Here is a 15323-nt window from a genome sequence, read left to right on the forward strand (position 1 = left end):
AAAGCTTATGGCGAAACCGTCTTGGCGGATCCGCCATAACCGGCACAGCTCGATTTATATGTCCCAACAATTCCTGCCGAATCGCCTTTTGGACGACTCCACCAGACACTCATTGATCACCGTCAATTGCGGTCCGATAGCAAATCTGACCACACGGCTAATTCGCGTGTCAATTGGGAAAGATTTTTTTGCGGCTCAGATACAACAGTTGCGACAAAATACATACAGAAAGGCGCGGAAGTGGTGCGATTCCTGTCTGTTGTGGGGCATGCACCATCCTGGAACATGGCTCCCTGGCTGACTCTGCGGCCGGTGCCGGGTACAATGGAGGGTTCCGCGCGCCGCCCTTCTGCCGGCGCCCAGCCGACTTCTCGAAATAAATGCCATGCTCCGTTTAAATGAAATCAAACTGCCGTTGAACCACGAAGAACCCGCTCTGAAAGAAGCGATTCTCGCAAGGCTGGGCATTCCAGCCGAAGCCCTTTTGCAATTCACCGTGCACAAGCGCAGTTACGACGCGCGCAAGAAATCGCAGATCGTGCTGATTTATTCGGTGGACCTGGAAACCACCGACGACGCCGGCGTGCTGGCCCGCAACGGGCGCGATGTGCACCTGATGCCGTCGCCGGACATGGCGTACCGGTTCGTGGCCCACGGCGTGAACCGCGACGGCGCCCAGCCCCGCCCTGTCGTGATCGGCATGGGCCCGTGCGGGCTGTTCGCCGCGCTGATCCTGGCGCAGATGGGACTGAACCCGATCGTGCTGGAACGGGGCAAGACGGTCCGTGAACGTACCAAGGACACGTTCGGCTTCTGGCGCAAGCGTGCGTTGAACCCGGAATCGAACGTGCAGTTCGGCGAAGGCGGCGCCGGCACCTTCTCGGACGGCAAGCTGTACAGCCAGATCAAGGACCCGCGCCACCTGGGCCGCAAGGTGCTGACCGAGTTCGTGAAGGCCGGCGCGCCGGAAGAGATCATGTACGTCAGCAAGCCGCACATCGGCACCTTCCGCCTCGTCAAGATGGTGGAAGCGATGCGCGAGGAAATCGTGGCGCTGGGCGGCGAGATCCGGTTCGAGCAGCGCGTGACCGACTTCGATATCGAGGAAAAGAACGGCGTGCGCCAGCTGCGCGGCCTGCAGCTCGCCACCGGCGAGCGCATCGCCACCCACCACGTTGTGCTGGCCGTCGGCCACAGCGCGCGCGACACGTTCCAGACGCTGTTCGATCGGGGCGTGTACGTGGAGGCCAAGCCGTTCTCGATCGGCTTCCGCGTCGAGCACCCGCAATCGCTGATCGACACCTGCCGCTTCGGCCCGAATGCCGGCCACCCGATCCTGGGCGCGGCCGACTACAAGCTGGTGCACCACGCGAAGAACGGCCGCGCCGTGTACAGCTTCTGCATGTGCCCCGGCGGCACGGTGGTGGCGGCCGCTTCCGAACCGGGCCGCGTGGTCACGAACGGCATGAGCCAGTACTCTCGGGCGGAACGCAACGCCAACAGCGCGATCGTGGTATCGATCACGCCGGACGACTATCCGGGCGGGCCGCTGGCCGGCATCGAATTCCAGCGGCGGCTGGAGGAAGCGGCATTCCGGCTGGGCGGCGAGGACTACAACGCGCCGGGCCAGTTGATGGGCGACTTCGTGGCCGGCCGGCCGTCCACCGAGTTCGGCGCCGTGGTGCCATCCTATAAACCGGGCGTGCACCTGACCGACCTGGCCGAGATCCTGCCGGACTACGCCACCGAGGCGCTGCGCGAGGCGTTCCCCGCGTTCGACCGCCAGGTGCGCGGCTACTTCAAGCACGACGCGGTGCTGACGGGGCTGGAAACGCGCACGTCGTCGCCGATCCGCATCAAGCGGCGCGACGACGACCTGCAGAGCATGAACACGCGCGGGCTGTTCCCGGCCGGCGAAGGCGCCGGCTACGCGGGCGGCATCCTGTCCGCCGGCGTGGACGGCATCAAGGTGGCGGAAGCCGTGGCGCTGTCGATGGCGCAAGCCGACAACGCCTGACGGTCAGGCCATAGCTACAACCAGCGCCTTGCGAAAGCGCTGGTACCGACAGAACGGAACCGGCAAAATCGCAGCGCAAGCTGCGGTCCACCCCGCGCTTACGGCGAATATGCTCGTCGTGAAGCTTTACTGCCTGCTCGCGTACGCTGACTACGGCGCGATAATCCATTGGACTGTTAGTCACTTTTAGAAAACCTGCAATAGGGGAAAAAGACTCCTATCAAACAGAGAAAATGGTTTTCATTCGAATTATATTCAATATAACACTGAATGATAGATTGAAATTTCGGTGAACGTCTTGGGCGGGGTACGCTTTACCGATGCGGCAGCAAACATGATCAATATTTAGATTCTCATCGGCCGTATGAGGCCATGAGCAGCATGAGCTCGTGTGGCAAGGGCATAGCGCGAGAATTGAGATTTATCCAATCATGAATGATAAAGAACCTGCCAAGGTAACATCTGGCAAGCCGATATGAGCTGCTTTCGATCTTATCCGACATCGGCGCACCCCGAATGCAAAGATGGAATCTGGAGATACATGATGAAAAATGCCCCAGTGGCCGCAGGCGAACGCAGCGACAGCAGTTTCATCAGGCCATGCCCTCTTACCAGCGCACCGATGGCAGGGCCAGCCATCGGTGCGCTATACATCCCATGAAAAATCTATCGTTCTATTGAATCTCCTCTTCTTTAGCGTCTGGATACTCTGGACACAGAATTCCAGCGCAAGGCAAGGCGGTCCGGCAAGGCAGCTGATTTGACGCTATATAGTTCGTAGTTCTGATGCCCCATTCCATCACCATAGGCCCGTAACATGGCATATGTCCCCAACCGGCCGGGTTTCCCTGCTCATCCATGAACTCGTAGTCAGTAGAATACATCCTCATGGCATTCGCGGCACCGAGAACTGCCAAACCCAAGCTGAACAGACCGACTGCCAAAGCCAAACGCTTTTTCATCATCATTTTCTCCGCAATCCATTCGGGCACCATTACCCGGCATCCAATTCTAACGCAACCTGCATAACGGTCAACAAATTTTTAAACTAGCGATATAATAGTCAAATAATAATGTTTAAACACGCTCTTGAAATTATCCAAGTGGTATCAGGAATATTCGTTAAGGGACTGGAGTAAATGTATGTGCCCAGGCGAAGACGTTGGATACGCGTGCGGCATTCTCTCGACCGGCATGGACGGCATCAAGGTGGCGGAAGCCGTGGCGCTGTCGATGGCGCAAGCCGATCATTGCTGAGGCCCGGAGAGCCGCCAACACGAGCCGCAGGGCAACGCGTATCGTCGAGACAGTACTTCAGTACGGCGAGATGGTGCAACGCAGGCATGTGGCCGGTATCAGTGGCTCGGCTATAACCAGCGGGCCTTGCGGAACTTGCGGTACAGGTAGAAGCTGGCCGAGAACATCGTCGCCAGCGCCACCGGATAGCCGTATTTCCATTTCAGCTCCGGCATGACCTCGAAGTTCATGCCCCAGATGCCGGCGAATGCCGTCAATACCGCGAAGATCGCGGCCCAGGCAGCAAGGCGCTTGTTCACCTCCCCTTCATCGAGCGCGATCATCGACAGGTTCACCTGGATCGCAGTGGCGATCGTGTCGCGCATCGAATCGAGGATGCCGTTGATGCGGGCCAGGTGGTCGTGCACGTCGCGGAAGTACTCCTGGCTGCTCACGCACACGGCCGGCACCCGCCCGCCGTGCAGCTTGCCGATCGCGTCGAGCAGCGGCGCCACCGCATGGCGCAGTGTCATCACTTTCCGCTTCAGTTCGTACAACTGCTCGATGTTGTCGCGCTGGGAATCGCCCGTGAAGATACGGTCCTCGATCTGCTCCAGCTCGGATTCCAGCGCATCGACCAGCGGAAAATAACGGTCGACCACGGCATCCATCAGCGCATACAGCACGAAGCCGGCGCCGTGCCGCAGCAGGTGCGGCTCGCGTTCCGCGCGCGCCCGCACGCCGAGGAAACCGTGCGAGCTGTTCTGGCGCGAAGACAGCACGTAGTTGTGGCCGACGAAGATGTCGATCTCGCCGAGGACGAGCTCGTCCTTCTCCATCTCGACAGTCTTGACGACCACGAACAGCGAATCGCCGTATTCCTCGATCTTGGGACGCTGGTGGCCGCGCTGCGCATCCTCGACGGCCAGCTCGTGCAGGCCGAACTCGTGCTGCATCTCGGCGATCTCGGGCGCGCTGGCATCGCGCATCGCCACCCACACGAACGTATCGTCGCGCGCCACGTAGTCGCTGATGTCGGCCACCGGAAGGTCGGCCAGCTTGCGGCCGTTTTGATATGCGACGCAGTTGATCAGCATTTGTGAATTCCAAGAAAAAAGCCCCCGGCTGTGACACCGGGAGCTTACCTGAAATTCGCTTATTGCTGAGTCCATGTCCACAGGCTGATCAGTTAGATTAAAAGAGCGCCTAACAAAACCTCTCGCATACCTCCAACAGATGAGTGAGCAGGCAAGTGAGAGAAAAGCTTGGTGGATGTAGGCTCGCCGTTCATAACGGATGCGCAGTCTGCAAAAACGGTTTAGCGGCCCAGGGTGCGTTCAGCGACCCATCATGATCGCTCAATCCTTTCGCGTGTGACTCGATGCTGTAGCGTACGATCCGTGCTGAGATTTCCCGCCGGCACAGCCGGAGCGCATGTGCTCTCGAAGTGCACGCTCGATCAGCGTGTAGCTTACCTGGACGTTTCCGCACGCGGTCGGCCAATCCTTTAATAGCTGGGATCGATTCTATGAGCGAGATGAGCAGTCGCGAATCGTGGAATTGAACGCTCGTCATTGGAGATGCCAGTGGCAGGCTACGCTGATCAACTAGTAAATCGTGTTTGCAGCCGAGTTTGCCTCACTCCGCCGGGTTTCAGTGAGTATGCTCACCGCTACCCAGTACCGGTACGCTCGACGCATCAATGTAAGCTCGATCCCACACAATCTAATCATAATGTCCCAAGCGCCGCATAACGGGCTCATGGACGCGCTGCCAAACACCGGCTTGCATCCATTCGAGCAGGGAACGCCAGCTCGTCATGCCGCTCCCGTACCCAAGCTCACGCGGCAGTACTTCAACGTATTCTGGTTCTGGGAACAAACAGAATGCGTGTCAGAACTGCATGATCGTTGATTCGCGGTCGCCCATCTTTTGGCGATCGACTGTGAGCAGGAAGATGAGCTTCTATAGCGACCGAAGGTCGTTGGGGAGAAGCGCTTGGACCATGCATCAGCCCGGTTGCGAACACAGCCGTCCTCCTAATGCCCGGACTGCGGCCATGTACGTCCGCATCCACACCCGAAGTAAACGTTCTACTGAAAATATTCAACCGCTTCCAACCAAAAATGGCTACCCGTGGCAGATGCGCTTTTTTACTCAGCGTCGAGCAGAGCGTTCGCTCGGTAGTACCGTGGCATAAAACCATTCGTCGAGCATTTGTTTTTCAAAACGCAGTACGTCACCATTGTAATAGCGGTTCGCTCGATTGGAAAAACCCATGTCGCGTAATGTCACCTCACCACTATGCACTGTTTGCCCGCTGCTTTCGATTTCGAACTGCAACTCGATACGAGGCCAGTCCAAGCTGCTATAGGTACGTAAGCTGCTAACTGAGCGTCTCGGAATTTCACGGCCAGCCATGTCGACATCCTTAATATCGATGCGCAAAGTCTGCCCTGGAGGTAACTCTGCGCCTAGCTTGCCAAAGTGTTTGGTCAGCTCTCGCAAGGCCCGATCGCGGTCACGCTGATCGGAGGGAAAGTCTGAGAAACGCTCGGGCTGAACGTAGTTAACTACTACTTCTGCGCAAACACCGCCTGCGCCCAGCGCCAGCAAGCTGGTAAGCGCTAGTTTCCGAATTAAGTTCGTCATCATGCTCCCCTTTTCCGTTGTGGCTTCTACCAAACCGTTTCTATAACTATACGCCGTTTTGAAAAAGCCTGCTTTCACGATTTGATTAATTTTGTATTGTTCTGTTGGCACTTGGCTTGGCCCGCGTCTGGCGATTGCTTTTAGCATCGAAGATGAAATCGGGACGACTGAAAGTGCCGTTGTGATGCTCCAATTTATCCCATACCGGGCGTAAGGAGCAATCTCTTTGTTGACCAGCCATCCCCGTAGCAACACGGTAGTTCGTGTCACCCACTAGACGACGCGGTTTAATCGCGCACTTTTCTCGGCACGATCAATCATTGTTTTGGTGGCTTCGACCTCTGCTGTTTTGCTCACTGCCGAAGCCTCGGAAGCGACAATTATTCCAGCCTTTAAATCGATGAGGTCATCAGTGGAGTAGGCAAAAATTGCCAGTCCTGCAGCCGCAGTCCAAGTTACCGCTGGGGCACTTAAAGAAATTCTTTTCGGTGGTGGGGCACCGGATTGGCATGCTCCAACGCTGCCAAATACTCGCGCAGCGGCCGACTTGCCTGCGCTGGGTTACCCCAATCGATACCGGCATCGCCTGGGCGAGATTGTTGACGCTGGGCGTCAGCCTTGATCATGCTCCCGGCTGCTGTAATGCACGGGTGCTCCTCTCTGCCCTGCTACATGCTCGAATAGATCAGCGACCTGCTCCCATTCGGGGTTTGTCAGGTTGGTGGTGTACGGCGATATGTCCTCACGCCGGTGCGCTGCCGTCTAGCCATTACGCTCAGCACCGTCGGCTCGTCCCGCATATATCCTGCGCGTCGACTTGAGTCGTACGATTCCTTGCGCAGCTAACGCGACGAATCGTTGCAGCGCATACCCGCAGCCACATCGGTGTTGCAGCTCGTCGGCGATTTCTTGCAAGCGGGCCTGTGTACGCTCTGCCACGATATCCCGCAAAACTGCACTATGCTCATGCTTCAATGCTGGCGGTCTGCCGCGAGCATTCAATGCTGGTGGTCTGCCGCCAACATTGAATGCCCGCTTGGTACCGTTAAGTGGATCTTTCGTTGCCATGGCATGCTCCTTTCACATCGGAATAGCATGCCACACCCACGTTATTGATTTGTCTACGCCCTCTAAGCCGCACTGCGGCTCAATCCTCCTTCGCCCCGTCGATCCCCAGCTCGGCGATCTTCCGCGTGATCGTATTGCGCCCGATGCCCAGCCGCACGGCGGCATCGTTCTTGCGCCCGTGCGTGTATTTCAGGGCGGTGCGGATCAGCGCCGATTCGAACTGCCGGCCCAGCACGTCCATCACATCCTGCTGCCCGTCGGACAGCATCGTGGCGGCCTGCAGTTCCAGCAGCGACAGCCAGCCATCCGGCCCTTGCGCGGCCGGGGCGGCCGCCGAGGCGAACGGCAGGTGGTGCGACGCGTTGTGCGCCGCGGGCACCGGCAGCTCGGGCGCGGCCTGCATCGCGCTCTGCCCTTCGGACAGTTCGAGCGGCAGGTCCTTCACTTCCACGGTCTGGCCCGGGGCCATCACGGTGATCCAGTTGCACAGGTTTTCCAGCTGGCGCACGTTGCCCGGCAAGTCCAGGCCTTGCAGGAACGTCAGCGTGGCATCGCTCATGCGCTTGGTTTCCACGCCGAGCTGCCGGGCGCTCTGCACCAGGAAGTGGCGCACCAGGATGGGGATATCCTCGCGGCGCTCCCGCAAACTGGGCAGCCGCAGCCGGATCACGTTCAGTCGGTGGTACAAGTCTTCGCGGAACAGGCCATCCCGCACGCGCTGCTCCAGGTTCTGGTGCGTGGCGGTGATGACGCGCACGTTCGCCTTCAGCGGCTGGTGGCCGCCGACGCGATAGAAGTGTCCGTCGGACAGCACGCGCAGCAGCCGCGTCTGCAGGTCGAACGGCATGTCGCCGATCTCGTCGAGGAACAGCGTGCCGTTTTCGGCCTGTTCGAAGCGGCCGCGCCGCGTGGTCTGGGCGCCGGTGAAGGCACCCCGTTCGTGGCCGAACAGTTCCGATTCGAGCAGGTCCTTCGGGATCGCCGCGGTGTTCAGCGCGATGAACGGCTGCGCCGCGCGCGGGCTGTGCTTGTGCAGCGCGCGCGCCACGAGTTCCTTGCCGGAGCCCGACTCGCCGGTGATCAGCACCGTCACGTTCGATTGCGACAGGCGGCCGATCGCGCGGAACACTTCCTGCATCGCCGGCGCCTGGCCGAGGATCTCGGGCGTGTCGGCCGGGCCCGATTCCACGCTGGCTTCGCGCAGGCTCTCGTCGAGCGCGCGGCGGATCAGTTCCACGGCCTTGTCGATATCGAACGGCTTGGCCAGGTATTCGAAGGCCCCGCCCTGGAAGGCCGCCACGGCGGAATCCAGGTCGGAAAACGCGGTGATGATGATCACGGGCAGGCCCGGCAGCCGCGACTTCACCAGTTGCAGCAGGTCGAGGCCGGAGTCGCCCGGCATGCGGATGTCGGATACGAGCACCTGCGGCGTTTCGTACTCCAGCGCGGCGATCGCATCGCGCGCATTCGCAAAACTCTTGGTGACGAGGTTTTCCCGCGCCAACGCTTTTTCTAGTACCCAGCGGATCGATTCGTCGTCATCGACAATCCAGATTGGCTTCATATGTGATGTGCTTCCCGCAATTTGGATTCATCAGGGATTCCGGCAACCTGCCCCGCTGCTTATGGCAAAGGCAGCAGGATGCGGAAATCCGTATAGCCGGGCCTGCTCTCGCATTCGATGACGCCCATGTGCTGGTGCACGAAGGTTTGCGCCAACGTCAGACCCAGGCCGCTGCCGCCATCCCGGCCCGATACCAGCGGGTAGAAGATGCGGTCGCGGATCTGGGGCGGAATGCCCGGTCCGTTATCGATGATATGCAAGTCTAATGCCAGGTTATAACGGACCTTTGCCAGCGTCACTTGCCGGGCCACGCGGGTCTTGAACGTGATCTGCGCATCGCCCGTTTCCACGCGGTCGGCCAGGGCCTGCGCCGCGTTGTGGGCGATGTTCAGCACGGTCTGGATCAGTTGCTCCTTGTCGCCGCGGAACTCGGGCAGCGAGGCGTCGTAGTCGCGCACGATCGCCAGGCCGGCGGGGAATTCGGCCAGCATCAGGCTGCGCACGCGCTCGAGCACTTCGTGGATGTTGACGTCGCCCACGATGTGCGGGCGGCGGTGCGGCGCCAGCAGGCGGTCGACCAGCGTCTGCAGCCGGTCCGCCTCCTTGATGATCACCTGGGTGTATTCGCGCAGCTGCTGCAGGTGCAGCGGCGGCAGTTCCATCTCGAGCAGTTGCGCCGCGCCGCGGATGCCGCCCAGCGGATTCTTGATTTCATGCGCCAGGTTGCGGATCAGTTCCTTGTTGACCTGGCTCTGGTCCAGCAGGCGCTCCTCGCGGTCCAGCTTCATCTGCTGCACGGTTTCGCGCAGTTCCAGCAGCACGTTGCCGTCCGGCTCGTCCATCGCGCTGGCGATCGCGTGCACGTGCAGCGATTCGCGCGTGGGGCGCTCCAGCGTCAGTTCCTGGCGCAGGTCGGAGAACTTGTGCGCACGCGCCTGGCCGATCACGTGCTCCAGCTCTGCGGGATGGGAGAACAGGTCGCACAGCCGCTGGCGCGACAGCGCCTTCATCGAACTTTCCAGCATGTTCTCGGCGGCCGCGTTGGCGAAGGCGATGCGGCCGTCCTTGTCGACGATTACCACGGCCGAAGCCAGCAGGTCGAGGCCCGCGAGCGTGTGCGAACGCGGGATGGCACCCGCCGCCGCCGCCGCGGCACGGGCGATATTGGTCACAATTTTCATCGTATGTTCGCGATCTCGCGCTGTAGTGCTGCCACGTTCTGTTCCGAGCGGGCGATGGCGTCGCGCAGGCTGGCCACCCGCTCCTGGTACTTGGCATAGTTGCGCTCGTCGCCGCGCCGTTCCGGCTCGCCGTTGTTGAATTCGCGGCGCAACTCGCCAAGCTTCTGCATTTCGGCGTTCAGTTCGTCGGTGAGGATCTGGCGGCGGTCGGCATCGCGGGCCCGCTGTTCGGCCGTGTCCACGCGCGGAAACGCGGACGGGCCGGCGGCGCGGGGCGCAGCGGCCGCCGGCGCACCCGGGTTCGCGGACGACCCGGCACCCTGCGCCCGGGGCCGTGCCGGCTCCCTTGGCGGCGCGGGAATGGCCGCGCCCGGCAGATCGAGCAGCACGCACTTCTTGCCCCTGATCTGGCGATCCGTGTATTCCTTGCGCCCTTCGGCATCCGAACAGCGGTAAATCTGCGCCCCGGCACCAGCCGTGGCCAACATGAAAACCAGTAACAACGAGCAGCGTGCGATCATGCCCCGACTATACAACAACCGAAAAAAAACGCGAGGAAGGCTGATGCCCTCCCCGCGCTGGTGGCTACCGGTAATTGGAGACCGGCAGCGTCGCCATTACAGCGAGTAGTACATGTCGAATTCGACCGGGTGCGTGGTCTGGCGCATGCGGGTCACTTCCGTCATCTTCAGTTCGATGTAGGCATCGATCATCGTGTCGCTGAACACGCCGCCGCGGGTCAGGAACTCGCGGTCCTTGTTCAGGTGATCCAGCGCTTCTTCCAGCGAGGCGCAGACGGTCGGGATCAGCGCATCTTCTTCCGGCGGCAGGTGGTACAGGTCTTTCGACGCTGCTTCGCCCGGGTGGATCTTGTTCTGCACGCCATCCAGGCCGGCCATCATCAGCGCGGCGAAGCACAGGTACGGGTTCGCCAGCGGGTCGGGGAAGCGCGTCTCGATGCGGCGGCCTTTCGGGTTCGCCACGTGCGGGATACGGATCGACGCGGAACGGTTGCGTGCCGAGTAAGCCAGTTTGACCGGCGCTTCGTAGCCTGGCACCAGGCGCTTGTACGAGTTGGTGCCCGGGTTGGTGATCGCGTTCAGCGCCTTGGCGTGCTTGATGATGCCGCCGATGTAGTACAGCGCGAAGTCGGACAGGCCGGCATAGCCGTCGCCGGCGAACAGGTTCTTGCCGTCTTTCCAGATCGACTGGTGCACGTGCATGCCCGAGCCGTTGTCGCCCACGACCGGCTTCGGCATGAAGGTGGCGGTCTTGCCGTAGCTGTGCGCCACGTTCCAGATCACGTACTTCATGTTCTGCGTCCAGTCGGCGCGCTCGACCAGCGTCGAGAAGCGGGTGCCGATTTCATTCTGGCCGGCGCCGGCCACTTCGTGGTGGTGCACTTCGACCGGGATGCCCATCGATTCGAGGATCAGGCACATTTCCGAGCGCATGTCCTGGAACGAATCGACCGGAGGTACCGGGAAGTAGCCGCCCTTGACGGTCGGACGGTGGCCGCTGTTGCCGCCTTCGATGTCCTTGTCGGTCGACCACGACGCTTCGTCGGAATCGATCTTGACCATCGCGCCGGACATGTCGATCTTCCACTTCACGGAGTCGAAGATGAAGAATTCAGGTTCCGGGCCGAAGTAGGCGGTGTCGCCCAGGCCGGACGATTTCAGGTAGGCTTCGGCGCGCTTGGCGATCGAGCGCGGGTCGCGGTCGTAGCCCTTGCCGTCCGATGGTTCGATCACGTCGCACTGCATGAACAGCGTGGTCTCTTCAAAGAACGGGTCGATGTTGGCGGTGGATGGATCCGGCATCAGGATCATGTCCGATGCTTCGATGCCTTTCCAGCCGGCGATGGAGGAACCGTCGAAGGCATGGCCGCTTTCGAACTTGTCGATATCGAAGTGGGATACGGGCACGGTGACGTGCTGTTCTTTACCACGGGTATCGGCAAAACGGAAATCAACGAATTTGACTTCGTTGTCTTTTACCATCTTCAGGACTTCTTCGGCGGTCAATGCCATTACGTATCTCCTAAGTGAAAAGGGCTGCCGTCACGTAGTGCGGCGAAAACTTGTAGCTCTTAATGCACGAAGCGTGCCAGCAAGAAGCTTCTATCGATATGCAGCGAGTTACATTGATCTTGCTCCCTACGGAAACTAAAATCATCCGTACGGAAACACTAGCCGGAACGCACCAATATTGCGCAACGCATCGTGCGCCCAGTTTTGGTGCAAGGCGATCATTTTGCACCAGTTTTGAACAGTTCGCCCCAAAATGTAGCATCAATGTCCAGGCGGCATTCTACGCCCCATTCGGGCTTTCGACGATAGACACAAATCCTAAGGAATTAACGCCAAATGAGCACCAACGACATACTCGAGCGCGCCCGCGAACGCGGCAATGGCCTGCCCTATGCTGGAGCAGTCACGCCCCGGGAAGCCCACGAGCTCATCCGGAGTAACCCGACCGTACGCCTGATCGACGTGCGCACCGACGCCGAACGCGACTGGGTCGGCCGCGTGGCCATTGCCGAGGCGCAGCATGGCGCGGTGCAGTGGAGCACCTATCCGGGCGGCGTGCCGAACCCGGAATTCATCGAGCAGCTCGCCGCCGTCGCCGGCAAGGACGACGTGCTGCTGTTCCTGTGCCGCTCCGGCGTGCGCTCGCGGCATGCCGCCAGGCTCGCCACCGAGAACGGCTTCGCCAACAGCTTCGATATCCTGGAAGGTTTCGAGGGGGACAAGGACGGCGAGGGACACCGGAAAAGCGTGGGCGGGTGGTGCAAGGCGGGATTGCCGTGGGTGGGCGCCTAAACTGCCGAGGCCGTGTCCCACTGGTGCCAGGCACCAGTGGGACATCCAATAGCCGAGGCCGTGTCACATGGTGCCAGGCACCGGTGGGACATCTGACTGCCGAGGCCGTGTCACATGGGTGCCTGGCACCGGTGGGACATCCAACTGCCGAGGCCGTGTCACATCGGTGCCAGGCACCAGTGGGACATGGACTCAGCCGTGCGATTACAGCGCATACGTCGCCCGGGCGTACACGAACCGGCCGGAGCGGCCGAACGGGGAGTAGTTCGTGAACGGGGCGTTGCCGGTGGTGTTCAGCGCGGCCGGGTAGGCGTCCGGGTACTGGTCGAACAGGTTTTCCGCGCCCAGCGCCAGCGACAGCCGCTTGTTGACGGCCCAGCGCCCTTCCAGGTCCACCAGCGTTTTCGCCGCCATCACGTGGTCCAGCGACGCCGTGGTGCCCGGCGTGAGCACCTTGCCGTAGCGCGTGGCGCGCAGCGTGGCGCCCCATGGGCCCAGGTTCCACGTGCCGCTGGCGGTGAACTTGGTCTTCGGCGTGCCCTGCTCGAACGTCAGCACGTTGACGCGGTCGAACAGCACCGGTGCCGGGGCCAGCGCGGCCAGTTCGGCCGTCTGCGGCACCTTGGTCACTTCGGTATCCGTGTAGTTGCCCGCCAGCGTCAGGTCGAATCGGCCGGCCTGGCCCAGGCTCCACGGGTAGTTCAGCACCACGTCGACACCCTTGGTGGTGGTGTCCACGCCGTTGATGAAGAAGCGGCCGCCGCCCACGCCGGGGAAGCCGTTGGCGGTCAGGAAGTTGCGCACGTTGGCCTGCGTGAGGTTCTCGGACAGCACGATGCGGTTGCGGATGTCGATCTTGAACGCGTCGACCGTGAGGCTGCCGCGCCCCAGTTTCGTCACCGCGCCCAGCGAGAAGTTGGTGGACTTCTCGGCATCGAGCGGCTTCGCGCCCAGCGCCACGGCGGCCGGATCGGTGGGCTTGAACGTGGTGATGTCGAACGGCACGCCGTTGATGAAGTTGGTCGACGTCGACGTGAAGAACTGCTGCTGCATCGACGGCGCGCGGAAGCCGTTCTGCACCGAGCCGCGCAGCGCGAACGACGGCGTGAAGTCGTAGCGGCCGGCCAGCTTGCCGGACCAGTTGCTGCCGAAGTCCGAGTAATGCTCGCCGCGCACGGCGAACGATGCCAGCAGCGCCGGTAGCAGGTTCGCTTCCACGTCCGCGAACACGCTGTACGCGGTGCGGTGGCTATCCGATTCGTCGCTCGGACGGAAGCCCGGGAACACCTGCGCGCCCGAGGCGGTGGGCAGGCCCGACGCCAGCAGCGCGCCGCCGTTGCGGTACGAATCCGGCTCGCCCGCTTCCAGCTTGTACCCTTCCCTGCGCGCCTCGGCGCCCAGCGCCACGTTCAGCGGCGAAGCCAGGCCCACCTCGAACTGGCGCACGCCGGAGATGTTGTACGTCAGCTGGTCATACGAGAAACCGCCGGCGTCGAACTCGGTCTTGCTGGCGGCGCCCAGCGAGCGGTTCAGCGTGTTCTGGATCGTGAAGTCCATCTTGTTCTTGCCGTAGCTGAAGGACGAATCCATGTCCCAGCCGTCCAGCGTCCACGTCAAGCCGGCCGCGGCGGAGAAGTCGTCCACCTCCGGCGCGATGATGGGCAGGAAGCCGTCCGGGTAGATCTGGATCGTGTTGTTGTCCTGCAGCGCGCGGCGGAAGAAGCCGCCCGATTCCGCTTCGCGCTTCTGGTAGCTCGCCCAGCCGTACCATTTCAGGTTCTCGCTGACCTGGCCGCCGGCGTTGGCGAACACGGTGGACTGCTTCAGCTCCGGTTCGCCGTACCACGCGTTGAAGCGGTTGATCGTGGCCTCGCGCGGATCGAATTGCCCGTTCACCAGAGGATATTGCTGGCGCGTGTCGTAGCCGCTGCGCTCCGTGTGTTCCTGGTCCTTGTACTCGGCCGCGATGGTGAGATACCCGGTCTCGCCCAGCGCGAGGCCTTTCCACAGGCTGACGGTGCCGGTGCCGCCGTCGCGCCGCTCGCGGTCGGTCTCGGTGCCCCAGTTGGCGCCGGCCACCGGCGGCGTGACCGCGAAGCCGTATTCGGTGATGCGCTTGCCGTAGCTGACCGTCGCCTCGCCGCCGGTTTTATCGGTGCGCAGCCGGATGTTGACCACGCCGGCGATCGCATCGGAACCGTATTGCGCGGAGGCGCCGTCGCGCAGCACTTCGATGTTCTTCACGATGCCGGTGGGGATCGTGTTCATGTCGACGGCGGCCGAGCCGCGGCCGATCGTGCCGTTCAGGTTCACCAGCGACGACGTGTGCCGCCGCTTCGAGTTGACCAGCACCAGCGTCTGGTCGGGGGCCAGGCCGCGCAGCGTGGCGGGGCGGATCGTATCCGTGCCGTCGGCCAGGCCGGGACGCGGGAAGTTCAGCGACGGCAGCGCCACCGACAGCGCCTGCGTGATTTCCGGCACGCCGGTGTTCTTGATCATGTCGGCCGAGATCACGTCGACCGGTGCCGTGGTATCGAGCACGGTGCGGTTCGAGACGCGCGTGCCGGTGACGACGACGGTGGCCTGGTTTTCTTCGGCGGCGGGTTGTTGGGCGGAAGTCTGCTGGGCGGCGGCGTGGCCGGCGAACAGCGAAGCGATGGCGGCGGCGAGAAGTGCCTTGGCTGGTAACGTATTCCGGTGCATCCTGATCCCTTGTGTAAGTGATGTGGCGTGAAGAATAACGAGCCCATCATCGGGGCCAGCGTGGCGGAGTGTCAAAC

The 15323-nt window shown here is 61.7% G+C and carries 10 protein-coding genes; 2 read left to right on the forward strand and 8 right to left on the reverse strand.

The window, feature by feature from the left end; genetic code table 11:
* Positions 1 to 385 precede the first annotated feature (385 nt).
* A complete protein-coding gene (locus GJV26_RS08050) occupies positions 386 to 2017 on the forward strand; it encodes an NAD(P)/FAD-dependent oxidoreductase (RefSeq protein ID WP_155708369.1) in 1632 nt (543 codons plus the stop codon).
* A gap of 1367 nt (positions 2018 to 3384) precedes the next feature.
* Here the strand turns inward: GJV26_RS08050 and corA are convergent.
* From corA to glnA, 7 genes are all read right to left on the reverse strand, one after another.
* The gene (gene corA / locus GJV26_RS08055; protein ID WP_155708370.1) at positions 3385 to 4350 is read right to left on the reverse strand and encodes a magnesium/cobalt transporter CorA; all 966 of its coding nucleotides are present in this window, start codon (positions 4348 to 4350) and stop codon (positions 3385 to 3387) included.
* 1060 nt (positions 4351 to 5410) lie between these two features.
* Complete coding sequence (locus GJV26_RS08060; RefSeq protein WP_155708371.1) at positions 5411 to 6160, reverse strand: DUF3016 domain-containing protein; 750 nt, start codon at positions 6158 to 6160, stop codon at positions 5411 to 5413.
* A 215-nt stretch (positions 6161 to 6375) separates the two neighbouring features.
* Positions 6376 to 6531 (reverse strand): hypothetical protein, encoded by a 156-nt coding sequence (locus GJV26_RS08065; RefSeq protein ID WP_155708372.1) that lies wholly within the window; start codon positions 6529 to 6531, stop codon positions 6376 to 6378.
* Between the two features lie 521 nt (positions 6532 to 7052).
* On the reverse strand, positions 7053 to 8537 hold the full coding sequence (ntrC, locus tag GJV26_RS08070) for a nitrogen regulation protein NR(I) (protein WP_155708373.1): 1485 nt from the start codon (positions 8535 to 8537) through the stop codon (positions 7053 to 7055).
* Between the two features lie 59 nt (positions 8538 to 8596).
* Positions 8597 to 9718, reverse strand: a complete 1122-nt coding sequence (gene glnL, locus GJV26_RS08075) for a nitrogen regulation protein NR(II) (protein WP_155708374.1) — start codon at positions 9716 to 9718, stop codon at positions 8597 to 8599.
* Positions 9715 to 10206, reverse strand: a complete 492-nt coding sequence (locus GJV26_RS08080; RefSeq protein ID WP_155708375.1) for a DUF4124 domain-containing protein — start codon at positions 10204 to 10206, stop codon at positions 9715 to 9717. The genes glnL and GJV26_RS08080 overlap by 4 nt, the downstream gene beginning before the upstream one ends.
* A 129-nt stretch (positions 10207 to 10335) precedes the next feature.
* Positions 10336 to 11751 carry a type I glutamate--ammonia ligase gene (glnA, locus tag GJV26_RS08085; protein ID WP_155708376.1) on the reverse strand — a complete coding sequence of 472 codons (1416 nt, stop codon included), beginning with the start codon at positions 11749 to 11751 and terminating at the stop codon, positions 10336 to 10338.
* Between the two features lie 336 nt (positions 11752 to 12087).
* Between glnA and GJV26_RS08090 the strand changes: the two genes are divergently transcribed.
* Positions 12088 to 12543: a rhodanese-like domain-containing protein gene (locus GJV26_RS08090; protein ID WP_155708377.1), complete on the forward strand. Its 456-nt coding sequence runs from the start codon at positions 12088 to 12090 to the stop codon at positions 12541 to 12543.
* 204 nt (positions 12544 to 12747) lie between these two features.
* Here GJV26_RS08090 and GJV26_RS08095 read toward each other — a convergent pair whose 3' ends face one another.
* Positions 12748 to 15246: a TonB-dependent receptor plug domain-containing protein gene (locus GJV26_RS08095; RefSeq protein ID WP_155708378.1), complete on the reverse strand. Its 2499-nt coding sequence runs from the start codon at positions 15244 to 15246 to the stop codon at positions 12748 to 12750.
* Positions 15247 to 15323: the final 77 nt, after the last annotated feature.

It is taken from the genome of Pseudoduganella dura (genome assembly GCF_009727155.1).
Classification (GTDB): Bacteria; Pseudomonadota; Gammaproteobacteria; order Burkholderiales; family Burkholderiaceae_D; genus Rugamonas; species Rugamonas dura.